The organism is Streptomyces sp. NPDC018026, from assembly GCF_044327745.1.
Classification (GTDB): domain Bacteria; phylum Actinomycetota; class Actinomycetes; order Streptomycetales; family Streptomycetaceae; genus Streptomyces; species Streptomyces rubrogriseus.
In genome coordinates this window covers 1-20047 of record NZ_JBIRFY010000028.1, presented here as the reverse complement: position 1 = coordinate 20047, position 20047 = coordinate 1, and the positions used below count along the sequence as shown (strand labels likewise).

Below are 20047 nucleotides of genomic sequence, written 5' to 3'. Positions count from 1 at the left end.
TCAGCTCGGTCCGGCCTTGTAGCCGACGCCGCGGACGGTCACCACGATCTCCGGCTTCTCCGGGTCCTTCTCGACCTTGGAGCGCAGCCGCTGGACGTGCACGTTGACCAGGCGGGTGTCGGCGGCGTGCCGGTAGCCCCAGACCTGCTCGAGGAGCACCTCGCGCGTGAACACCTGCCACGGCTTGCGAGCCAGCGCCACCAGCAGGTCGAACTCCAGCGGCGTCAGCGCGATCGACTGTCCGTCCCGCTTCACGGAGTGACCGGCCACGTCGATGACCAGGTCGCCTATGGCGAGCTGCTCCGGCGCCGGTTCCTCGGACCGCCGCAGCCGCGCCCGGATCCGGGCCACCAGCTCCTTCGGCTTGAACGGCTTCACGATGTAGTCGTCGGCGCCCGACTCCAGACCCACCACGACGTCGACGGTGTCGCTCTTCGCCGTCAGCATCACGATCGGCACACCCGACTCGGCCCTGATCAGGCGGCACACCTCGATGCCGTCCCGTCCGGGCAGCATCAGGTCGAGCAGCACCAGGTCCGGCTTGGTCTCCCGGAAGGCGGCCAGCGCCTTGTCGCCGTCGGCTACGAAAGACGGCTCAAAACCCTCACCACGCAGCACAATGCCGAGCATCTCGGCCAGTGCGGTGTCGTCGTCGACGACAAGGACTCGTCCCTTCATAAACGACATCATCCCATTCTCGTAACAGATGCGAAGGCGCAGGTGAGGCAGGTCACTGGCCTGTGACGATAGTCGTACGGGGTCGCTACTGTCTGCCCCCGTCCGCCGGCGTTGATGTCAGCGACGGATGTCAGTTCTGATCACCCCGGAACGCTGCCTCTTCCTCGCCCGGCCACGCAAGTGTCACACCGACACGCTGACACAGGTCGACCCACCTCCGCTCAGACGGCTCCCGCTCCACCCACAGGACAGCCGACACGTCTGGCGCTCGTTCACGGAGCTGATCTTGATAGTCGAGGACCTGGCCAAGTCCCGCACGAAGCTGTCGAGCCTCGTTCGCGGGCGTCAGCGATTTAACCTCGCACACGGTCAGACGACCTTCGGTCTCCCGCCACGCAAGATCAAAGTCGGGGTCGGAGACATCTGGGGACAGAGCCACATACCCACGGCGCTGCGCTTCCGCGGCCAGTAGGTTTTGCAACCTGCGGTGCGTCGACAGGTTACGCCCCACCAGATCCGGGTCTGGCGCGCTCGGCGTACCCGGAGCCGGCGCGACAGTTTCATCCGGAGCTACGTAGTCCTGTCCGATCTCGACCTCGGGCGCGGTGATGGTGGCCTTGACCGGCACCATGTGGAAGCGAATGACCTTCCGTAGATCACCACCACCAGTGGCCGGCGCCTCATCCTCCGTGTACGGCTCCTCCGCGTCGAGCGTCCACTCCCCGAGGTATCGCACCGTTCCCCGAGCACCGTCGAACAGACGCAGTCGCTTCCCGTTCTGGCGGTGATCCAGGATCGCCCTGTTGCCCCGGATCATCTGCTGATCACCAGTCTGACCTTCTCCGGTGTAGTGGAAGGTTCCGTCCTCGTTCCACGTGTCGTAGTAGCCGTGCTGGTGACCTGAACTCGGCGCAGTGAAGATCAGAACGTTATCCGTGGTACTGCAAGGAGAGATGCCGTTCTGGGTGCTTCCCCCGAACCTTGCGTGAAGGTCGACCCTTCGGATTTCGTCGCCCGGTTCCAGGTCCCAGTCAGGGTCTGCGCCCTCTGACACCTCGATCGCCTCGCGCATGGCCTGCCACTCTTCATCGGTCAACCGGTGAGGGCTGCCGGCAAACGGCTGTCGAAGGACCGTGGCATCGCTCATCCGCGGGTCGTCAGCGAGTCGTTGCTTGGGAACCCGAAGGTCCAACCACTTCTCGACCACCAGCGGGACAAAGTGCCTCGGCCCCGGGTCTTCGGCCCAGTAGCGCAGGTCAGGTTGCCCAAACTCGGCGTCTCCGGTGAAGTGCCCGTACGCGACCACGCCGGCGTTCGGACCGCTCACCCACAACACGAACTCGTCGCCGGCCGCAACTTCGCCCACGAAGCGAACGACAGTCCACGAGTCCAGAACATGGCCGTCGCGACGATGCCCTTCAAGGTCGAACTTCTTCGGGTTGCAGCTCAGAAGCCAAGTAGACATGAACCCCCCCAGGGTCACTTCGAAGGTGGAAGCACCTTAAAGGCTGGCACTGACACACCGACCGGGCAGATGCTCACCAACTCGGCTCCACTGCCCGGCATCACCATGCCAAGCCAACATCTACTCGTCCCGCTGGGCTGCCCTTCGACGTCGAGTTACGACCTTGGGTACCTGGTCCAGGGGGTCCTGGTACTGCCCCCGCCTCCTTCGGATGCACAAGGTGCGGGTGATCTCGACGTCCTCACGGTCAGGGTAAGCACTCGGCGAGTCACGGTCCGCTGCATACAGGTACTCACTAAGCCACCGGTACTGGGCCTCAAGCTGTTCAGCTCGGTCTGTACTCGGGTGTCGTCCGAATCGCTTCTGGGCTGCTGTGCGCCCGACGCCAAAACAAGCCGCTATCCGACCCCAAGAGAAGCGTCGAGTGCGCGCCTCCGCCACTACATCGGCGACTACACGATGCATCGCTGCCTCGCAGAGTGCAGCTGCCCGGAGCGGAGCCATCCCTTCGACATGCATGTGCAAGTACCAGATGGCAAGCCGCACTGCCGCGTCGGCGAGATCCTCGTCGTTGCTGACGACCCACGGGTCCATCGGCCATGCCGGATCGTCGTAAGACACCCATGGCCACGGTCGGTCAGGGCTGAACGTCATGGTGGCGTGATTGCCGATCACTGAATTTTTCGCAGCTACCTCGTCCATGCGTCCACGGTAGGTGGACACATAACGCTAGGAAACCCCACGAGTGTCAAGAGGGCATGCCAACATATCCGTGCATGGAGGGAGTTGCAGACATCAGAAGGCAGCTTCGTGACGAAACGTGATCAGAAGGATGGAGGGGTAAGTGGCCGAGATATACATGTACGCCGACGAGACGGGCGACCTCGACATGTCGGGGTCACTCGGGTCCAGTAGGTACTTCGGATTCGGTACCGCGGTCTTCGAAGGCGATCATGGCCACTGCCTGTGGCAGGGGTTGCAGCTTCGATGCCGGCTGGAGCGCAACGGCGTGGCCCTACCTCAAGGTCTGCACGCCAAAGTTGACTCGCACGCCACTCGCTCCGAGGTCTTTGAGCTCATCAAGGAGCAAGGACCTCGCCTTGACACAACCTTTCTTTACAAGCCCAATGCCTACACCCGCGTACGGGAAGCAGGGCAGATGCGGCTTTACAAGCTGGCGTGGTACCTCCACTTCAAGGAGATAGTCCGTCGCGTGAGCGCTCCTGGCGACACCGTCTACGTGATTGCTGCGTCCCTGAACACCAACCGGAAGGAGGGGAGTGCTCGTCACGCCTTGAAAGATGTTTGCCAACAACTGTCGACTGACCGCGACATCGTGCTCTGCGTCTGGAACGCTCCCACGTCATGGGGCGTTCAGGTCGCGGACTACGGCCTCTGGGCCGTTCAGCGGATCCTCGAAGGTCGGAAGTGCTCGTGGTACGAACCCTGCGTCGCGCCGAACCTGTCGACAACCTTCACGCCCTGGGGGGAGGCAAGGTAAAGGCCAGCTATCCCTATCGGGAAGAGGTCCCCTGGACCCCTTGTCACTGGCCACTCACCATGCAACCCGATCCCGGCTTTAGCGTCAAGCGGGGTGCTGCCCCTTTCGGGATGATTTTGCATCGAACACATGATCCAATGAAGCCTCAGGCTTGCATGCCGGACACACACGGTCGCGGCCGGTGGAGCGGCTTTGGGCTGGAGCTGCTTTGGGGCGAGTGATCATGGCCCCGTAAGCTGATGGCGAGTCGGGCAGTCTGTGGACCTGCCCGTTAAAGCACGACGTTGGGGCCATGATCTTAGAGGCTCGCCCCAAAGTGGCTGCCTAAAGCCGTGGAGCCGGCCGCCCCAGCCACGACGGGGCACTGACCTCGACATCGCTCTCTCATCCTCGCCCCGGCCTGGTCTTCGCCCCCTTGTGGGCGCGGGCGGGCGTCGACGCGCGGCCCCGGTGACGAAGGCAAGGAGGGGCGGCGCGGCGGCGACCGACCGGCGCCGCCGCGCTGTGCGCGGCACCTCCGATCTCCCGATCGGACTGCTTGCAGTTCCAGGAGGCCGGGAGCGACGCGAGCGAAGCGAGCCTTGATGAAGTAGGGAAACTCTTACCGCGCCACGCCTTGGGCCGCTGGTCCGGGGTGTCCGCTACACGCCCGTCTCGGCTACCGTGCGGACTATGCCCTCTGGATTGGACACGCCTCACGGCGCGGCCGAACTGGCCGAGTCACTCTTGCCTCCGCTTGGGAACCGCTGGCTGCACACTCAGGCGGTGGCGGCTCGTGCAAGCGAAGCGTCCGCGGCAGTGTCCGAAGAGGACCGTGATCTGCTCATCGCCGCGGCTTGGCTGCATGACATCGGCTACGCCCCGGAACTACGGGACACGGGGTTCCACCCGCTCGATGGTGCGCGTCATTTGGAAAGCCTCGGGGCGCCTTCCCGGCTCGTCCGCCTCGTCGCTCACCACTCTGGGGCCGTGTACGAGGCCGAACAGCGCGGGCTGTCTGCTGAGCTTGACGTGTACGAACGGGAGGACTCTCCCGTCCTCGACGCGCTGATCTACGCGGACATGACGACTGGCCCGGCCGGACAGTCCTTCGACTTCGATCACCGCATTGACGAGATTCTGGTGCGATACGAGCCGGGCAGCGAGGTGCACAACGCGATCAGCAAGGCGCGTCCGTACCTCGGGGCCGCCGTCGAACGGACGCGCTCTCGCCTCGCTGATCAGCCGACGTAGGGATCGGGGCGATCACTCAGCCCGCGGTCGATCCGCATCCGCATCGACGGGTGGACGTTCAGGTCGTCCAGTCGGCTGGGGTGGACGAACGCCACCTCCTTGCTCTCGCTGCTCGTACGCAGCTCGCCGCCCACGATGCGGGCCCGGAAGCAGATCGAGAACTGTTGGCGCACCTCGCCGTCGTCGTACGCCATGACGTGCGCTGGGTTGGTGTAGATGCCGACCAGACTCGTCACCTCGACGTCGAACCCAGTCTCTTCCTTGGTCTCGCGCACGGCGGCGTCGGGGGCTGACTCGCCGACGTCAACCCCACCGCCGGGCAAGGCCCACAAGTTGTTGTCCGTCTTGTGGATCAGCAAGACTTCCCCGGCATCGTTCAGCGCCACGGCGGTGACGGATGGAACGATGCTGTTCGCCTTCGGGGCGTTCGGATCGTTGAAATAGTCGACTCGGGCCATGCCTCAAGCCTTGCACGCTCTGCCGGTGGTGATGTGCTCCGGCTGCCTACTCGGGCCGACCGTGCTCCCATGCGTAGTCGAAGCTCCGCATGTAGTGCCGGAACGTCCGCGCCCCCGGGATGTAGCGGAAGTGCAGCACGGGGTTCTGCCCCGCGGGCGCACCGAGTACGTGTGGGTTCACCAACACGTCGTCGTCGAACCGATAGATCGAGTTGTAGAGGATCGTGTCGTGCAACCGGACTTCGACGCCCGGCGTCGTCATGGCCGGTTCCAGGTACCGACGGGTGATCCGGGCACGTGCGGCCAGATCGCCACCGATGCCTTCCTCTTCGCCGCGCTGCCGGACCATCTCTGAGTCGGGGTCTCCGAGCAGGACGCGAACTTGTCCTCCGGCCTTGGCCTTCTCTGCCAACTGGTCCGGAAGATCCGGGTGGCTGTCGAAGAGGAACAGACCCGCGTACACGAGGATGTCTACGTGGTCGCTCGCCTTCTCGATCAGGGATGACCACAGCGTTGCCGGCACTGCCCCACGGTGTGGGTAGTACGTGATCAGCTCGGATTTACTCGCCGACTCGGCTTGCTTCTGCACGGCGGGCCAGATGTAGACCTCATCGACGCCCAGGAAGCTCGCAGCCTTCCAGCGGTGTCCCCGGTGCGGCGTGCGGTCCGTCGTGATCCACCGTTCCACGCTCTTGGGGTCCACCCCGACGTGCTGTGCCACGGACTGGATCGTCTCGCCCTGCGCTGAAATCGCCGCGCGCAGACGCTCGTTCGCCATGACGTGTCCTTCCATGGACGCCGTAGGGACGTTTTGACGATAGCTCAGACGTCCCCAAACGTCCATACGGACCGTGATGCGTCCACTACCTTTCGCGGTCTCCTGATCTCACCGCCGGATGGCGGCTCAACTCCCGCTAGTTCAGGAGAACAGACGATGCGTCAGATTCCCGTCGACACGTCCACTGCCACCGTGATGGTGGCTCAGTCCCCGCAGCCGAAGGTGAAGGACCGCCGTACCGGCGAGCGGGCGATGGACGCCGAGACCGGCGCCGCGCTGTCGACCGTGGACGTGATGTTCGCGGCCAACGGTGAGGTGGAGATCCTGTCCGTGACCGTCCCGGAGACCGGCATCTCCGGTGACCTGATGATGGGCACCCCGGTCGCGCTCACCGGCTTGGTCGCCCGGCCGTGGGAGAACGAGTTCAACGGCCAGAAGCGCCACGGCATCGCCTTCCGCGCGGTCGCCGTGACCTCCCTCGCCGCGGGTGCCTCCTCCTCGAAGGCGGCCTGAGCCATGACGTGGCCGATCATCGCCCTGGTGCTGGTCGTCGCTGCTGCGGGTCTCCTGCGGTGGCGGCGCCCCGCCTGGTACTGGATGACCTTCGGGGTCACCCTCGCCGCGCTGCGGGTCCTGGTCCGCTACGGCTCGGTCATGGACGCCTGCGGCCTCACGGTCCCGGCCCCGCGCTGGCGCCTGACCCTGGCCCGGATGACCAACCGGCCGATCCCCGGCCCCCGCGCCCCGCGCATCCTGCGGCTGCGGGTCACCCGGACCGGCCTGGTCCTGCGGCTCAAGCTCCGGCCCGGTCAGGACGCCTTCGACGTGGCGGCCTCGTGTGACCGGCTGCGGCACTCCTTCGCCCTCTACGGGGTCACCTCGCGTGAGCTGCGCTCGGGTGTGGTGGAGCTGCGGATGACCGGTTACGACGTGCTCAAGCGGGTGCAGATGCCCGCCCGCGTCGACACCCGGCCGATGCGGGTCCCGGTCGCCCTGCGCGAGGACGGAGCCGTGCACTACCGCGACTACCGCACGGTCCCGCACGGGCTCACCCTCGGAGCCACGGAGTCCGGCAAGTCGGTCTATCAGCGCAACCTCGTCGCCGCGCTCGCGCCGCAACGGGTCGCCCTGGTCGGTATCGACTGCAAACAGGGCGTGGAGCTGTTCCCGCTGGCCCGCCGGTTCTCCGCGCTCGCCGACAACCCCGACACCGCCGCCGAACTCCTCGACGCCCTCGTGTCCCACATGCAGGACGTGTATCAGCTCATCCGGGCCGAGCAGCGGATCACCGCGGACGTGCCGGATGCTGACATCGCCGCCGACATCTGGGACCTGCCCGAAGACCTGCGCCCGGTGCCGATCGTGGTACTGGTCGACGAGGTTGCCGAACTCGCGCTCTTCGCAACGAAAGAGGATGAGAAGCGGCGGGATCGGATCATCACCGCGCTGGCCCGGCTGGCTCAGCTCGGCCGCGCTGCCGGCATCTATCTGGAGATCTGCGGGCAGCGCTTCGGCTCCGAACTCGGCAAGGGCATCACGATGCTCCGTGCCCAGCTCACGGGCCGGACCGCGCACCGCGTCAACGACGAATCCAGCGCGAATATGGCCTTCGGCGACATCGCCCCGGATGCCGTTGTGGCCGCGATCCAGATCCCCACCGACACGCCCGGCGTCGCCGTCACTGGTGATTCGTCCGGCGGCTGGGCTCGCATCCGCGCCCCGCACACCTCACTGCGGCAGGCCGTGAACGTCTGCAACAGGCACGCTGACCTGACCCCGGATCTGCCCGCCCTCGCGCCGTTCCGGCCCGCCCTCGGCACCCTCGCCCCGGTCCCGGCCCCGGCCATCGAGTCGGCCCCGGCTGCCGCCTGACCCGCCCTGGAGGCACCGTCATGGCTACCGCGAAGAAGCCCACCACCCGCCGCAAGACCCGTCCCGCCACGCCCGAACCGGCGAAGTGCCCGGACTGTGACGGCACCGGCGAGCACACCGAAACCGTCCGGGTCGGCGCCCGCAAGGGACGCGCCACCGACGACCGCCAAACCGCCCTGTGCCTCACCTGCTGGGGCACCGGCCACGCCACCGACTGACCAGGAAGGAGGACACCATGGCCCGCACTGCCCTTCGCGTCGATGCCGTCCTGGTCCAAGCCGTCATCGCCGGTGCCCTGTCCTTCGCCCACCTCCACGACCTCGCCGCGGCTGCCGGACAGGACGGCTGGAAAGCCTGGGCTTACCCCGTCTCCGTCGACCTGCTCTTGGTCGCCGCCTGGCGCCGACTGCGCTCGGACGGACCGTCCCGGCTGGCGTGGTGCTGGTTCCTGATCGCCCTGGTGGCCTCGCTCGGCGCGAACGTGGCCACCGCCGGGTTCCTGGACCTGGAACACCCGCCCGCCCTGCTCCGCCTCGGCGTCGCCGGATGGCCTGCCCTCGCCTTCCTCGGCGGCACCCTCCTCGCCCACTCACCCACCGCCCGCACCTCGACCCCGGACACGTCCGCCGCCCCGGACCCGTCCCCCGCGCCCGAGGCGGAGCCCGACCCGGTCCCCGCCGCCCAGCCGGACCGGGCACCGGTCGACACAGTCGACGAAGCTCCGGCGCTCCCGTCTGCCGACCCGGCCCCGGCATCACCGCCCGCTGTTGCGGTTCCGGCTGCGCTGGTCGACCACGCCCGCAAGGTCGCCGCCGACCACGAGCAGCGAACCGGCGCCCGGATCGACGCCGACACCCTTCGCGCCAGCCTCGGCGTCCCGCCGCATATGGCCGACGCCATCGCCGCCCAACTCGCCTGAACCGAGAGGAGATCACCGTCATGCCTGCCCGCGACTTCTTCCACTCCGTGATGCGGATCGGACCGGTGCAGATCGGCACCCACCGCGACCGTCACGGCCAGACCAAGCACGCCGCCGTGTGCAGCTCGGACGGCTGCGGCTGGTCCGCCGACTACACCAGCCAGTCCGCCGCCCAGCTCGCCGCCCGCACCCACCGCTGCAAGGTCCGCTAGGAGGCCGTGATGGACGTCCCGCTCTGGTTCGCCCTGCTCTGCGTCGGAGTCCTCGGCGTCAAGCTCATCCGCCCGCCCTGGTGGCTCATCGGCGTGCTTCTCCTCGGCGGGTTCCTCCTCGCTGACAGCGTCCTCGCCCCGGTCATCGACACCGCGATCAAGTAACCCACAGAAGGAGGAACGTTCATGTTCCGGCCCAAGCTCCCGACCATGCCCCAGCCCACCGGCATCGTCACCCCGCCCGCCGTCATCGAACCGACCACGATCACCCCCGGCACCCCGACCACGACCACGACGCACGTCGCCCCGGCTCCGGTTGCGGCCTCGACCCGGCCCACGATCCAGCTCACCCCGGGGACCGCGCTCGCCCTCGTCGGCGGCGGCACTGCCGTCGTCCTGGTCGTCGGCGCCGTCCTGGTCTCCATGCTCCTGGCGGTCGCCATCACCGGCGCCTCGGTCGCCGTCTGCGCCGTCGTCCTGCGCTCCCTGCTCGCCTCCGGCAACCGGCGCCGCTAACGGCCCCCGGGGCGGCTCTCTCGCCAAAGAACCGCCGCCCCGGGCGCCTTCCCACCTTCCAGACCCAACGGACCCGAAAGGCACGCCCATGATGCCCCAGCACGCCCCGACCACGCGCATCTGCCGCGACTGCGACGGCTTCCCGACCGTCGCCATCACCACCGGCACCCGCCACGCGGACGGCACCCGCGCCACCCTCCGCATCACCTGCCCGACCTGCAAGGGCACCGGCCACGCCATCCCCGCCGCCTTCGTCCGCGCCGGGCGGTGACTGTCATGACCCTGCTGAATTGGCGCTCCTCGGAGCACTACGACCACACCGGCGACCAGCCGTGCGTGATCTGCACCAAGCCCACCCCGCTGCGCTCCGACCGCGGCAAGCCCGTGCACAAGGTCTGCGCGGAGGACTGGATCGACCGCCACACCGCCAAGGAGGACGACGCGTGACCAACGCCGTCACCCCGGCGGGCCTGGACCCGGTCACCCTCGGCGATCTGCTGCGGGTGGCCGGGTCCCCCGGCTTCGACCGCTGGCAAGACCAGATCAAGCGCACCGGCGGCTGCTCCGACCCGATCCACCTGACCGGCTGGACGCTCCACAAGGACAAGACCACCGGCGCCACCCTGCACCACTACTCGACCGCCGACGAGCCGGGCGGACGCCTCCGGGTGGCCTGCGGCAACCGCCGTGCCTCCCGCTGCCCCGCCTGCGCCTGGACCTACGCGGGCGACACGTATCACCTGATCCGTGCCGGGCTCGCCGGTGACGACCGCCGCGACATCCCCGTCAGCGTCCGGGATCATCCGCGGGTCTTCGCCACCCTCACCGCTCCGTCGTTCGGTCCGGTCCACAACCGGCCCGACCGCGGCGCCTGCCGCTGCGGTGCCCGCCACGCCCCGGACGCCCCGGAGCTGGGTACCGCTCTCGATCCGGCGACGTACGACTACGCGGGCGCGGTGCTGTTCAACAACTACGCCGGGCAGCTCTGGCAGCGCTTCACCAACCGGCTTCGCCGGGAGATCGCCGCCCGTGCCGGCATCACCCAACGTGAACTCAAGGAGTGCGCCCGGTTGTCGTACGGCAAGGTTGCCGAGTTCCAGAAACGCGGTGCCGTGCACTTCCATGCCGTGATCCGCATCGACGGACCCGACGGCCCGGACGCCCCGCCGCCCTCCTGGGCCACGGTCGATCTCCTCGCCGACGCGATCCGCGCCGCCACTACGCACTCGTACACATCGGTCTCGGTCCCGGCCGCCGCCGACCAACCGGCCCGTACCTTCCGGTGGGGAACCCAGCTCGACGTACGGCCCGTGAAGGCGTTCGGGGACGGCTCCGACATCACCGAACAGGCCGTCGCCTCCTACGTCGCCAAGTACGCCACCAAAGCCGCTGAGAACACCGGCACCCTCGACCGCCGGGTGGGTGAGCTCTCCGAACTCGACCGCCACGGCGTCCCCGACCACGCCCGCCGCCTCATCACCGCATGCAAGAGCCTCGATCAGCTCTACCCCGACCGACGCCTGTGGGCCTGGGCTCACATGCTCGGCTTCCGCGGCCACTTCTCCAGCAAGAGCCGCCGCTACTCCACCACCCTCGGCGCCCTCCGCCAGGCACGCGCCGACTACCGCGCCGCCCAAGAGGCCGCCGCCCTCAGCCTGGATGACCGCGAGCCGGACACCGTCCTCGTGCTCACGGACTGGCAGTACGCCGGACACGGCCACACCCCCGGGGAATCCGTGCTCGCCGCCACCATCGCCCGGGATCTCCAACTCAATCGGGAGACCGCCCGCGAAGCCCTGCGAGACCAATTGGCCCTGGAAGGAGCCGCCGCGTGACCACCGCAACTGTTGAATTGCTGACCGTGCCAGAGGTCATGGCGCGGCTCAAGTACAGCCGCTCGAAGGTGTACGACCTGATCAGGGAAAAGCGGCTCGTCTCAATCACCGAAGGTCGCTGCCGTCGGATTCCCGAGAGCGCTGTTCAGGACTACATTCGCGCACGTCTTGAAGAGGCTTCCTGATGTCCCGTCAGCGAAAGCGCAACCCCAATGGGTCCGGCACGGTCACCAAGCGCGCTGATGGCCGGTATCAGGCTGCGGTGTACGTCCCTCAGCCTGACGGGACAGTGAAGCGGAAGTTCGCGTACGGCAAGACGTACGACGAATGCGACCAAAAGCGCCGGGATCTCCTCGACCGCGCCAAGGGTGGCATCCCGACACCGACGCGGGACATGACCTTGGGACAGTGGTTCGACTACTGGCTTGAGGTCATCGTCAAGCCGAACCTGAAGCCCAAGAGCTACGAGACGTACGAGCAGGCCGTGCGCAACCACCTTCGGCAGCGTCTCGGGTCCAAGGTCATGGTCCGGCTGGGCGTCGCGGAGCTGCGCGGGGTCATGCAGCGGCTCGCAGAGGAGAAGGGACCCAAGACTGCCAAGCAGGCCCTTCGGGTCCTCTCAGCGGCGCTCACGGCCGCGATGGTGGAAGACATCGGCCTGACTCGGAACGTGGCCAAGCTCGTCCACATCCGTGCGACGACTGACAGCGGCAAGAGCTGGGATGCCGTGACGGTTCTCCGCTTCCTGGCTGCGGCCCGGGGGCTGACCGTGTACTACCCGGCGTTCCTGCTGCTCTGCCTGCTCGGTCTCCGCCGTGCCGAGGTGTGCGGCCTGCGCTGGGAGAACATCGACCTCGACAAGCGGATTCTCTGGGTAGAGCAGCAACGGCAGCGTTCCAGCGCCGGGACGATCGACCTGGACACCAAGACCGAGACCTCCAGGGCGCCCCTCCCCCTGCCGGCACAGTGCATCGCGCCCCTGCGCTGGACTCGAATGCGTACGGCCATGCTGCGGGAGCGCGCGATCAGTCTGGGTCGTCCCTGGTTCGAAGATCCGGACGGACACGTCTTCATCTCGCGGACGGGTCACCCGCTCCTGGCGTCGAACCTGTACCTGACCATGCAGCGGATCATCAAGGCCGAGGGGTTGGACAAGATGAACCCCAAGGGACTGCGGAAGTCCTGCGGCACCCTGCTGGTTCACCTCAAGGTGCACCCGCGGATCGTCAAGGCAATCCTTCGGCACAGCCGGATCGCGACGACGATGGACATCTACGCTGAGGCGCTGACGCCTGACATCATCGAAGCGGTGGGGCAGCTTGACCGCCTGCTGCGACAGCCGGCCCGGATTCGAGCGTTGGATGTCGACGGATCGCCCCTCGACAGTCGTTGATGTCGCCGTTGGATGTCACGGCCCTTCCCTCTGCGAATAAGCGCAGGTGGAGGGGCCGTTTCCGTCGGTCGAGCCGACATCATCCCATTAGCTAATCGTTACCTGGCGTGACCTGGCACACAGCGAGGCCAGAGCCTCGGTCGTCACGGGCGAAACCACACCCTCCTCGGTGACGATCGCCGTCACCAGTTCGGGCGGAGTCACATCGAACGCCGGGTTGTACGCCTGGGTCCCCAGGGGTGCCACCGGAATCCCGCCTCCCGCTCCCGCCACCGGCACCTGAGGTGCTGTGACCTCGGTCACTTCATATCCGGGGCGCTGCTCCACTTCGATGGACGCCCCGTCCGGCGTGTCCGGATCCACCGTCGTGACCGGAGCCACCACGACGAACGGCACATGGTGGTACCGCGCGAGCACCGCGAGCGGATAGCTCCCCACCTTGTTCGCCACCGAACCGTCGGCCGCGATGCGGTCCGCGCCGATCAGTACCGCGTCCACCTCACCCGCCGCGAACAGCGAACCCGCCGCGTTGTCGGTGAGCAAGGTGTACGCCATGTCGTTGCGGGCCGCCTCGTATGCCGTCAGGCGAGCACCTTGCAGCAAGGGACGCGTTTCGTCCACCCACAGGCGCCGCAGCCGTCCCGACCGGTGCGCCGCGAGCGCCACCGCGAAGGCGGTCCCCTCACCGCCCGACACCAGCGAACCGGTGTTGCAGTGCGTGAGGACACGATGCCCTCCGGCGGGCAGCAGCTCGTCGAGCAGCGCGAGTCCGTGCGCGGCCATCCGGGCGCTGGCCTCGGTGTCCTCCCGGTGCAGCGCCCTCGCCGCGGACAGCGCCGCCCGGGCGGCCTGCCGGGTGTCACCGGTCCTGGCGAGCGCCTCCCGGTGCGCGGCCTGCGCCCGGCGCACCCCGACGGCGAGGTTCACCGCGGTCGGGCGCGCCCCCGCCAGCGCCGCCGCGGCCTCCTCGACCTCGAAGCCCCGTACGGCGGCGAGCGCGACGCCGTAGCCGCCCGCGATGCCCAGCAGCGGTGCCCCGCGCACGGCGAGCGAGCGGATCGCCGCCACCAGCGCGGCCGGGTCCGTGCAGACCAGCTCGACCTCCTCGGCGGGCAACCTGGTCTGGTCGAGCAGCACCAGAACCGGGCCCTCGGGGGGTTCCTCCCAGCGAAGGGCCGGTATCCCGGCCGGCCGCTTGTCCTCGCCGTTTCGCGCGTCCTGATCAGCCATGCGGTCAGTCTGCCCCCTGGACGACGGACAATTGAAGGTGCGCAGCCCCCACCGCGCCCGGTCCGCAGCCGACGCCCCCATGGCACGATGGCTGCCAACCCGCCGCCGCGACCGCGGACGCGCACCGTGAAGGAGCGACGATGAACGACACTCCGGGCTGGGCATCGCCCGGATCCGCCCCGTCCGACGGGCACGAGCCCGGCGCGTCCGGCCCCGCCGAGCCCGCCGACCGCCCCGCCGGCCCCGATCAGCCCGCGCCGCCCGCGGACCGGCCGGGTGCGGAACCGACGAGCCCCGGCACGAAGTGGTCCAAGGAGCAGCCGCCCCCCGGCCAGTGGTCCGCTCCCACCGGCCCCGCGGACCGCGGCCAGGCCCCGCCTCCCCCACCGCCCGGCCCGGGCTGGGGCACCCCGCCCCCCGGACCCCCCGGAGGCGGCTACGGCGGCCCCGGCGGATACGGCGGATACGGCGGCAGGGGTGGACACGGTGGCTGGGGCGGCGGCTGGGGCGGTCCCCCGCCCGCGGCCAAGCCCGGCGTGATCCCGCTCCGCCCGCTCGGCGTCGGCGAGATCCTCGACGGCGCCGTCTCCACCATGCGCACCTACTGGCGCACCGTCCTCGGCATCTCCCTGACCGTGGCCATCTTCACCGAGGTCATCGTCGTGCTGCTCCAAGGCCTCGTCCTGGACGACACCGGCAGCGAGGCCCTCAACGACCCCGACGCCACCCTGAGCGAACTCGGCGACGCGCTGGCCGAGACCACGATCAACTCGGGGGTCATCTTCCTGATCTCCCTGATCGGCACCGTACTGGCCACGGCCCTGCTCACCACCGTCACCAGCCGCGCCGTACTCGGCAGGCCGGTGACCACCGGCGAGGCCTGGCGCGACGCCCGCCCCCAGGTGCCGAAGCTGTTCGGCCTGATCCTCCTGCTGCTCCTCATCGTCGCCGGACTCGTCACGGCCGGTATGACACCCGGTCTCCTCGTCACCGCCACCGCGGGCGGCGAGGCCGGAGTGGCCCTGACCGCCCTGGGCTTCCTGGCGGGCGGCGTCGTCGCCGTCTGGCTCATGGTCCGCTTCTCGCTGGCGTCCCCCGCGCTGATGCTGGAGAAGCAGGGCATCGAGAAGGCGATGGGCCGCTCGGTGAAGCTGGTGCGCGGCTCCTGGTGGCGCGTCTTCGGCATCCAGCTGCTCGCCACCGTCATCGCCAACGTCGTCGCGTCGATCATCGTGATCCCCTTCGCCTTCCTCGCCGCGACCCTCGGCGGCGACGGCGTCGGCGGCTTCCTGGACGGCACCGGCGACCTCGGCTGGACGTTCCTCGTCGTCAGCGGCATCGGCTCGGTGATCGGCTCCATGATCACCTTCCCGATCACGGCGGGCGTGACCGTGCTGCTCTACATCGACCAGCGCATCCGCCGCGAGGCCCTCGACCTCGAACTGGCCCGCGCCGCCGGGACCCGGGGCTCCGGCCCGCAGGCTTCCGGCCCGCAGGGCTCCGGTGCCTCCGGCGCCGTCCCGGGGAGCTGACGGGGTGAGTCCGGCGGGGGGAGTTCTCACGGAAGTGCTGGCACGCACCGCCGCACGAACGGTGTCGCGCTCCGGCGACGAACCACCGGTGACGATCCCGCGCGACCCCGCGCGGGACGCCGCGCGGCGCGAGCTGTCCAAGCGGATGTACCACGAGAACGACCCCAGCTGGTTCCAGCGGGCCCTGAACGCCTTCTGGGACTGGATCGAGGAGCTGTTCGGCAAGGCGTCCACCGCGACACCCGGGGGAACGCTGGGCCTGGTGGTCGTCGTCGTGGCCGTCCTGGCGGCACTGGGCGCCCTCTGGTGGCGCCTGGGCACCCCACGACGCGGACCCGCCTCCGCCCCCGTCCTCTTCGACGACCGCCCCCGCAGCGCCGCCGACCACCGCGCCGCCGCCCAGGCACACGCCGCCCAAGAACACTGGAGCCAGGCCGTCCAGGAACGCATGCGGGCCGTCGTCCGCGCCCTCGAGGAACGCGCCCTGCTCGACATCCGCCCCGGCCGCACCGCCGACGAGGCGGCCACCGAGGCGGGCCGGGCCCTGCCCGGCCACAAGGACCGGCTGCGCGCCGCCGCACGGGACTTCGACGACGTCGCGTACGGCGGCCGACCCGGCAGCGAAGAGTCGTACCGGCGCCTCACCGAACTCGACCACGACCTGGACCGCAGCAAGCCGCACCTGGCGGGCAGCACGACCGGCCGCCGCACGGGCGAGGCCACGGACCGGGACACCCGCCGGGGAGCCTCCGAATGACCACCGAGGCCACGCTTCCCACCACCGCGGCCTCGCCCACCGCCCGCCAGATGTGGACCCGCGCGCGGGGCATCGCACTCGCCCTCGTCCTGCTGCTCGTCGGCGCCGTCGCCATCGCGGTCGTCCGCTCCGACGCCCGGCACGGCGAACTCGACCCGCGCTCCGCCGATCCCTACGGCAGCCGCGCCGTCGCCGAACTCCTCGCCGACCGGGGGGTCTCCACGCGCGTGGTCACCACCCTGGACGAAGCACGGGCCGCGGCCGGACCCGACACCACCCTGCTGGTCGCCGTGCCCGACCTCCTGACGGAACGCCAGCAGACGGGACTGCACTCGGCGACGTCCGGCTCCGGCGGCCGCACCGTCCTGGTCGCCCCGGGCGGCGCTGCCGTCGAACGCCTCGCCCCCGGCGTCACCGCCGACCCCGCGGTCAGCGTCGACTCGACACTGGCCCCCGCCTGCGACCTGCCCGCCGCACGGCGCGCGGGCAGCGCCGACACGGGCGGCATCCGCTACAGCACCCACCTCGAAGCCGACGCCTGCTACCCCAGCCGACGCCTGGCCACCCTCCTGCGCATCCCCGACCCGTCCACGAAGGCGGCCGCGGAAGGCACCCCGGGCGACACCGTCGTCCTCGGCGCCCGCGACATCCTCTTCAACAACCACCTCGACGAGCACGGCAACGCCTCGCTCGCCCTCCAGCTCCTCGGCTCCCGCGACCACCTGGTCTGGTACCTCCCCTCCCTCTCCGACCTTCCGGACCCGGACGACGAACGCGGCTTCTTCGACCTGCTCCCGTCCGGCTGGCTCTGGGGCACCCTCCAACTCTTCATCGCCGCCGCCCTCGCCGCCCTGTGGCGGGCACCCCGACTCGGCCCCCTGGTGCCCGAAAAACTCCCCGTCGCGATCCGCGCCTCCGAGACCGTCGAAGGCCGCGCCCGCCTCTACCGCAAAGCGAACGCCCGCGACCGCGCCGCCACCGCTCTTCGCTCCGCCACCCGCACCCGCCTCGCCCCTCTCGTAGGCGTCCCCGTCACCCAGGCGGACTCGCCCGAGTCCCTGCTCCCCGCCCTGTCCGCCCACCTCCACGGCGCACACGACGACGGACAGGCCCTGCACACCCTGCTCTTCGGCCCCCCGCCCGGTGACGACGCGGCCCTGATCGCCCTCGCCGACCAACTCGACGCCCTCGAAAGAGAGGTACGCCGTCCATGATGGACCCGACCACTGACAACGCCGGGCAGACCGCGGCCCCGGGCAACGCCCGCGCCGCCCTCGAAGCCCTGCGCGCCGAGATCGCCAAGGCCGTGGTCGGCCAGGACGCCGCCGTGACCGGCCTCGTCGTAGCCCTGCTCTGCCGCGGCCACGTCCTCCTCGAAGGCGTCCCCGGAGTCGCCAAGACACTGCTCGTCCGCACCCTCGCCGCGGCCACCGAACTCGACACCAAACGCGTCCAGTTCACCCCCGACCTGATGCCGAGCGACGTCACCGGCTCCCTGGTCTACGACGCCCGCACCACCGAGTTCTCCTTCCAGCCGGGCCCGGTCTTCACCAACCTCCTGCTCGCCGACGAGATCAACCGCACGCCCCCGAAGACCCAGTCCTCCCTCCTCGAAGCCATGGAGGAACGCCAGGTCACGGTGGACGGCACGCCCCGCCCGCTCCCCGAGCCGTTCCTCGTCGCGGCCACCCAGAACCCGGTCGAGTACGAGGGCACCTACCCCCTCCCGGAAGCCCAGCTGGATCGCTTCCTCCTCAAACTCACCGTCCCCCTCCCCACCCGCCAGGACGAGATCGACGTCCTCACCCGGCATGCGGCCGGCTTCAATCCGCGCGACCTGCACGCCGCCGGCGTACGCCCCGTCGCGAGCGCCGCCGACCTGGAGGCCGCACGCGCGGAGGCCGCCAAGACGACCGTCTCCCCGGAGATCACCGCCTACGTCGTCGACATCTGCCGTGCCACCCGTGAGTCGCCGTCCCTCACCCTCGGCGTCTCCCCGCGCGGCGCCACGGCACTACTGTCGACGGCTCGCGCCTGGGCCTGGCTCACGGGCCGCGACTACGTCACCCCCGACGACGTGAAGGCCCTGGCCCTCCCCACCCTCCGGCACCGCGTACAGCTCCGTCCGGAGGCCGAGATGGAGGGCGTGACCGCGGACTCGGTCATCAACGCGATCCTCGCCCACGTCCCCGTGCCCCGCTGATGGCACTCACCGGACGCGCCGCGCTCATCGCGGCCCTGGCCTCCGTCCCCGTCGGCATCTGGGACCCCAGCTGGACGGGCATCCTCGCGGTCAACGCCCCGCTGGCCGCGGCCTGCGCCTGCGACTTCGCCCTGGCCGCCCCCGTACGCCGCCTCGGCCTCACCCGCTCCGGGGACACCTCCGCCCGTCTGGGCGACACCGCCGACGTGACCCTGACGGTCACCAACCCGTCGGGCCGTCCGCTCCGGGCCCGCCTGCGCGACGCCTGGCCGCCCAGCAGCTGGCAGCCCGGCACCGAGACCGCGGCCTCCCGCCACAGCCTGACCGTGCCCGCCGGCGAACGCCGCCGCGTGACCACCCGCCTGCGCCCCACCCGCCGCGGCGACCGCCACGCGGACCGCGTCACGATCCGGTCGTACGGCCCCCTGGGCCTCCTCACCCGCCAAGGCACCCACCGGGTCCCCTGGACCGTCCGCGTCCTCCCCCCGTTCACCAGCCGCAAGCACCTCCCCTCCAAACTGTCCCGGCTCCGCGAACTCGACGGCCGCACCAGCGTCCTCACCCGCGGCGAGGGAACGGAGTTCGACAGCCTGCGCGAGTACGTCCCCGGCGACGACACCCGTTCCATCGACTGGCGCGCGACGGCCCGCCACTCCACCGTCGCCGTGCGCACCTGGCGCCCCGAACGCGACCGGCACATCCTGCTCGTGCTCGACACCGGCCGTACCTCGGCCGGTCGCGTCGGAGACGCCCCGCGCCTCGACGCCTCCATGGACGCCGCCCTGCTCCTGGCCGCCCTGGCCTCCCGCGCGGGCGACCGCGTCGACCTCCTCGCCTACGACCGCCGGGTACGCGCCCTGCTCCAGGGCCGCACCGCGGGCGACCTCCTGCCCTCCCTGGTCAACGCCCTGGCGACCGTCGAGCCGGAGCTGGTGGAAACCGACGCGCGTGGTCTCACGGCCACCGCTCTCCGGGCGGCCCCCCGCCGGTCCCTGATCGTCCTGTTCACGACTCTCGACGCGGCCCCGATCGAGGAGGGGCTGCTCCCCGTCCTGCCACAGCTGACCCAGCGCCACACGGTCCTCGTGGCCTCGGTGGCCGACCCGCACATCTCCGCCATGGCCGAAGCCCGCGGCCACACGGATGCCGTGTACGAGGCCGCGGCGGCCGCACAGGCCCAGTCGGAGCGTCGCCACATCGCCGACCAGCTCCGCCGGCACGGCGTCACGGTCGTCGACGCGACCCCGGACGAGCTTCCTCCGGCACTCGCGGACGCCTACCTGGAACTCAAAGCCGCAGGCCGCCTATAGAAAAGGGCGGGGCCTTGTGGCCCCGCCCAGTTCAGTTCAGGTCCGTCTCTACGACCCCTGAACGCAGAAAACCCCGCACCGTTCCCGGTGCGGGGTCTCCCAGCAATAATTGTTCGGCGGCGTCCTACTCTCCCACAGGGTCCCCCCTGCAGTAC

24 protein-coding genes are annotated in these 20047 nt (G+C 69.7%); 19 read left to right on the top strand and 5 right to left on the bottom strand.

Annotated elements, in window-relative coordinates; all coding sequences use genetic code 11:
- Both mtrA and ACH4D3_RS40345 read right to left on the bottom strand, forming a co-directional pair.
- Window positions 1-690 carry a two-component system response regulator MtrA gene (gene mtrA, locus ACH4D3_RS40350; protein WP_003975799.1) on the bottom strand — a complete coding sequence of 230 codons (690 nt, stop codon included), beginning with the start codon at window positions 688-690 and terminating at the stop codon, window positions 1-3.
- Between the two features lie 118 nt (window positions 691-808).
- Window positions 809-2143 carry a hypothetical protein gene (locus ACH4D3_RS40345; protein WP_398332751.1) on the bottom strand — a complete coding sequence of 445 codons (1335 nt, stop codon included), beginning with the start codon at window positions 2141-2143 and terminating at the stop codon, window positions 809-811.
- A gap of 844 nt (window positions 2144-2987) precedes the next feature.
- On the opposite strand from ACH4D3_RS40345, the gene ACH4D3_RS40340 reads away from it, so the two are divergent.
- Window positions 2988-3644, top strand: a complete 657-nt coding sequence (locus tag ACH4D3_RS40340) for a DUF3800 domain-containing protein (RefSeq protein WP_398332750.1) — start codon at window positions 2988-2990, stop codon at window positions 3642-3644.
- A 672-nt stretch (window positions 3645-4316) separates the two neighbouring features.
- Window positions 4317-4877 carry an HDIG domain-containing metalloprotein gene (locus tag ACH4D3_RS40335; RefSeq protein WP_398332749.1) on the top strand — a complete coding sequence of 187 codons (561 nt, stop codon included), beginning with the start codon at window positions 4317-4319 and terminating at the stop codon, window positions 4875-4877.
- On the opposite strand, the gene ACH4D3_RS40330 is transcribed toward ACH4D3_RS40335, so the two are convergent.
- The gene (locus ACH4D3_RS40330) at window positions 4865-5335 is read right to left on the bottom strand and encodes an NUDIX hydrolase (RefSeq protein WP_398332748.1); all 471 of its coding nucleotides are present in this window, start codon (window positions 5333-5335) and stop codon (window positions 4865-4867) included. The genes ACH4D3_RS40335 and ACH4D3_RS40330 overlap by 13 nt on opposite strands.
- A 46-nt stretch (window positions 5336-5381) precedes the next feature.
- Window positions 5382-6113 carry an XRE family transcriptional regulator gene (locus ACH4D3_RS40325; RefSeq protein ID WP_398332747.1) on the bottom strand — a complete coding sequence of 244 codons (732 nt, stop codon included), beginning with the start codon at window positions 6111-6113 and terminating at the stop codon, window positions 5382-5384.
- Window positions 6114-6269: 156 nt separating this feature from the next.
- Between ACH4D3_RS40325 and ACH4D3_RS40320 the strand changes: the two genes are divergently transcribed.
- From ACH4D3_RS40320 to xerC, 12 genes are all read left to right on the top strand, one after another.
- Window positions 6270-6626, top strand: a complete 357-nt coding sequence (locus ACH4D3_RS40320; protein WP_355574075.1) for a hypothetical protein — start codon at window positions 6270-6272, stop codon at window positions 6624-6626.
- A 3-nt stretch (window positions 6627-6629) separates the two neighbouring features.
- Complete coding sequence (locus ACH4D3_RS40315; protein WP_398332746.1) at window positions 6630-7985, top strand: FtsK/SpoIIIE domain-containing protein; 1356 nt, start codon at window positions 6630-6632, stop codon at window positions 7983-7985.
- Window positions 7986-8005: 20 nt separating this feature from the next.
- Entirely contained in the window at window positions 8006-8203 is a 198-nt protein-coding gene (locus tag ACH4D3_RS40310; protein WP_398332745.1) for a hypothetical protein, read from the top strand.
- A 17-nt stretch (window positions 8204-8220) separates the two neighbouring features.
- Entirely contained in the window at window positions 8221-8904 is a 684-nt protein-coding gene (locus tag ACH4D3_RS40305) for a DUF2637 domain-containing protein (protein WP_398332744.1), read from the top strand.
- 20 nt (window positions 8905-8924) lie between these two features.
- Window positions 8925-9116, top strand: coding sequence for a mobile element transfer protein (locus ACH4D3_RS40300; RefSeq protein WP_007387681.1), 192 nt, complete (start codon window positions 8925-8927; stop codon window positions 9114-9116).
- A gap of 9 nt (window positions 9117-9125) precedes the next feature.
- Window positions 9126-9281 (top strand): hypothetical protein, encoded by a 156-nt coding sequence (locus ACH4D3_RS40295; protein WP_037824408.1) that lies wholly within the window; start codon window positions 9126-9128, stop codon window positions 9279-9281.
- 21 nt (window positions 9282-9302) lie between these two features.
- The gene (locus tag ACH4D3_RS40290) at window positions 9303-9632 is read left to right on the top strand and encodes a SpdD-like protein (protein ID WP_398332743.1); all 330 of its coding nucleotides are present in this window, start codon (window positions 9303-9305) and stop codon (window positions 9630-9632) included.
- Window positions 9633-9723: 91 nt separating this feature from the next.
- Window positions 9724-9903: a hypothetical protein gene (locus tag ACH4D3_RS40285; RefSeq protein WP_398332762.1), complete on the top strand. Its 180-nt coding sequence runs from the start codon at window positions 9724-9726 to the stop codon at window positions 9901-9903.
- A gap of 5 nt (window positions 9904-9908) precedes the next feature.
- On the top strand, window positions 9909-10079 hold the full coding sequence (locus ACH4D3_RS40280) for a hypothetical protein (RefSeq protein ID WP_362760498.1): 171 nt from the start codon (window positions 9909-9911) through the stop codon (window positions 10077-10079).
- The gene (repSA, locus tag ACH4D3_RS40275) at window positions 10076-11467 is read left to right on the top strand and encodes a replication initiator protein RepSA (RefSeq protein ID WP_398332742.1); all 1392 of its coding nucleotides are present in this window, start codon (window positions 10076-10078) and stop codon (window positions 11465-11467) included. Before ACH4D3_RS40280 ends, repSA begins: the two co-directional genes overlap by 4 nt.
- The gene (locus ACH4D3_RS40270; protein WP_398332741.1) at window positions 11464-11652 is read left to right on the top strand and encodes a helix-turn-helix transcriptional regulator; all 189 of its coding nucleotides are present in this window, start codon (window positions 11464-11466) and stop codon (window positions 11650-11652) included. The genes repSA and ACH4D3_RS40270 overlap by 4 nt, the downstream gene beginning before the upstream one ends.
- On the top strand, window positions 11652-12860 hold the full coding sequence (gene xerC, locus ACH4D3_RS40265; protein ID WP_398332740.1) for a tyrosine recombinase XerC: 1209 nt from the start codon (window positions 11652-11654) through the stop codon (window positions 12858-12860). The genes ACH4D3_RS40270 and xerC overlap by 1 nt, the downstream gene beginning before the upstream one ends.
- 87 nt (window positions 12861-12947) lie before the next feature.
- Here xerC and mtnA read toward each other — a convergent pair whose 3' ends face one another.
- Window positions 12948-14090, bottom strand: a complete 1143-nt coding sequence (gene mtnA, locus ACH4D3_RS40260) for an S-methyl-5-thioribose-1-phosphate isomerase (protein ID WP_398332739.1) — start codon at window positions 14088-14090, stop codon at window positions 12948-12950.
- A 140-nt stretch (window positions 14091-14230) separates the two neighbouring features.
- On the opposite strand from mtnA, the gene ACH4D3_RS40255 reads away from it, so the two are divergent.
- The 5 genes from ACH4D3_RS40255 to ACH4D3_RS40235 are packed head-to-tail and all read left to right on the top strand — an operon-like array spanning window position 14231 to window position 19892.
- Window positions 14231-15622, top strand: coding sequence for a glycerophosphoryl diester phosphodiesterase membrane domain-containing protein (locus ACH4D3_RS40255; RefSeq protein ID WP_398332738.1), 1392 nt, complete (start codon window positions 14231-14233; stop codon window positions 15620-15622).
- A gap of 4 nt (window positions 15623-15626) precedes the next feature.
- The gene (locus tag ACH4D3_RS40250) at window positions 15627-16379 is read left to right on the top strand and encodes a DUF4129 domain-containing protein (protein WP_398332737.1); all 753 of its coding nucleotides are present in this window, start codon (window positions 15627-15629) and stop codon (window positions 16377-16379) included.
- Complete coding sequence (locus ACH4D3_RS40245; protein ID WP_398332736.1) at window positions 16376-17593, top strand: DUF4350 domain-containing protein; 1218 nt, start codon at window positions 16376-16378, stop codon at window positions 17591-17593. The genes ACH4D3_RS40250 and ACH4D3_RS40245 overlap by 4 nt, the downstream gene beginning before the upstream one ends.
- Window positions 17593-18582, top strand: coding sequence for an AAA family ATPase (locus ACH4D3_RS40240; protein WP_398332735.1), 990 nt, complete (start codon window positions 17593-17595; stop codon window positions 18580-18582). Before ACH4D3_RS40245 ends, ACH4D3_RS40240 begins: the two co-directional genes overlap by 1 nt.
- A complete protein-coding gene (locus tag ACH4D3_RS40235; protein ID WP_398332734.1) occupies window positions 18582-19892 on the top strand; it encodes a DUF58 domain-containing protein in 1311 nt (436 codons plus the stop codon). Before ACH4D3_RS40240 ends, ACH4D3_RS40235 begins: the two co-directional genes overlap by 1 nt.
- Window positions 19893-20047: the final 155 nt, after the last annotated feature.

Excerpts from the sequence above, each read along its gene's own strand:
- mtrA (WP_003975799.1), bottom strand. The coding sequence starts at position 690 with ATGATGTCGTTTATGAAGGGACGAGTCCTTGTCGTCGACGACGACACC.
- ACH4D3_RS40345 (WP_398332751.1), bottom strand. The coding sequence starts at position 2,143 with ATGTCTACTTGGCTTCTGAGCTGCAACCCGAAGAAGTTCGACCTTGAA.
- ACH4D3_RS40335 (WP_398332749.1), top strand. The coding sequence starts at position 4,317 with ATGCCCTCTGGATTGGACACGCCTCACGGCGCGGCCGAACTGGCCGAG.
- ACH4D3_RS40330 (WP_398332748.1), bottom strand. The coding sequence starts at position 5,335 with ATGGCCCGAGTCGACTATTTCAACGATCCGAACGCCCCGAAGGCGAAC.
- ACH4D3_RS40325 (WP_398332747.1), bottom strand. The coding sequence starts at position 6,113 with ATGGCGAACGAGCGTCTGCGCGCGGCGATTTCAGCGCAGGGCGAGACG.
- ACH4D3_RS40320 (WP_355574075.1), top strand. The coding sequence starts at position 6,270 with ATGCGTCAGATTCCCGTCGACACGTCCACTGCCACCGTGATGGTGGCT.
- ACH4D3_RS40315 (WP_398332746.1), top strand. The coding sequence starts at position 6,630 with ATGACGTGGCCGATCATCGCCCTGGTGCTGGTCGTCGCTGCTGCGGGT.
- ACH4D3_RS40310 (WP_398332745.1), top strand. The coding sequence starts at position 8,006 with ATGGCTACCGCGAAGAAGCCCACCACCCGCCGCAAGACCCGTCCCGCC.
- ACH4D3_RS40305 (WP_398332744.1), top strand. The coding sequence starts at position 8,221 with ATGGCCCGCACTGCCCTTCGCGTCGATGCCGTCCTGGTCCAAGCCGTC.
- ACH4D3_RS40300 (WP_007387681.1), top strand. The coding sequence starts at position 8,925 with ATGCCTGCCCGCGACTTCTTCCACTCCGTGATGCGGATCGGACCGGTG.
- ACH4D3_RS40295 (WP_037824408.1), top strand. The coding sequence starts at position 9,126 with ATGGACGTCCCGCTCTGGTTCGCCCTGCTCTGCGTCGGAGTCCTCGGC.
- ACH4D3_RS40290 (WP_398332743.1), top strand. The coding sequence starts at position 9,303 with ATGTTCCGGCCCAAGCTCCCGACCATGCCCCAGCCCACCGGCATCGTC.
- ACH4D3_RS40285 (WP_398332762.1), top strand. The coding sequence starts at position 9,724 with ATGCCCCAGCACGCCCCGACCACGCGCATCTGCCGCGACTGCGACGGC.
- ACH4D3_RS40280 (WP_362760498.1), top strand. The coding sequence starts at position 9,909 with ATGACCCTGCTGAATTGGCGCTCCTCGGAGCACTACGACCACACCGGC.
- xerC (WP_398332740.1), top strand. The coding sequence starts at position 11,652 with ATGTCCCGTCAGCGAAAGCGCAACCCCAATGGGTCCGGCACGGTCACC.
- mtnA (WP_398332739.1), bottom strand. The coding sequence starts at position 14,090 with ATGGCTGATCAGGACGCGCGAAACGGCGAGGACAAGCGGCCGGCCGGG.
- ACH4D3_RS40255 (WP_398332738.1), top strand. The coding sequence starts at position 14,231 with ATGAACGACACTCCGGGCTGGGCATCGCCCGGATCCGCCCCGTCCGAC.
- ACH4D3_RS40245 (WP_398332736.1), top strand. The coding sequence starts at position 16,376 with ATGACCACCGAGGCCACGCTTCCCACCACCGCGGCCTCGCCCACCGCC.
- ACH4D3_RS40240 (WP_398332735.1), top strand. The coding sequence starts at position 17,593 with ATGGACCCGACCACTGACAACGCCGGGCAGACCGCGGCCCCGGGCAAC.
- ACH4D3_RS40235 (WP_398332734.1), top strand. The coding sequence starts at position 18,582 with ATGGCACTCACCGGACGCGCCGCGCTCATCGCGGCCCTGGCCTCCGTC.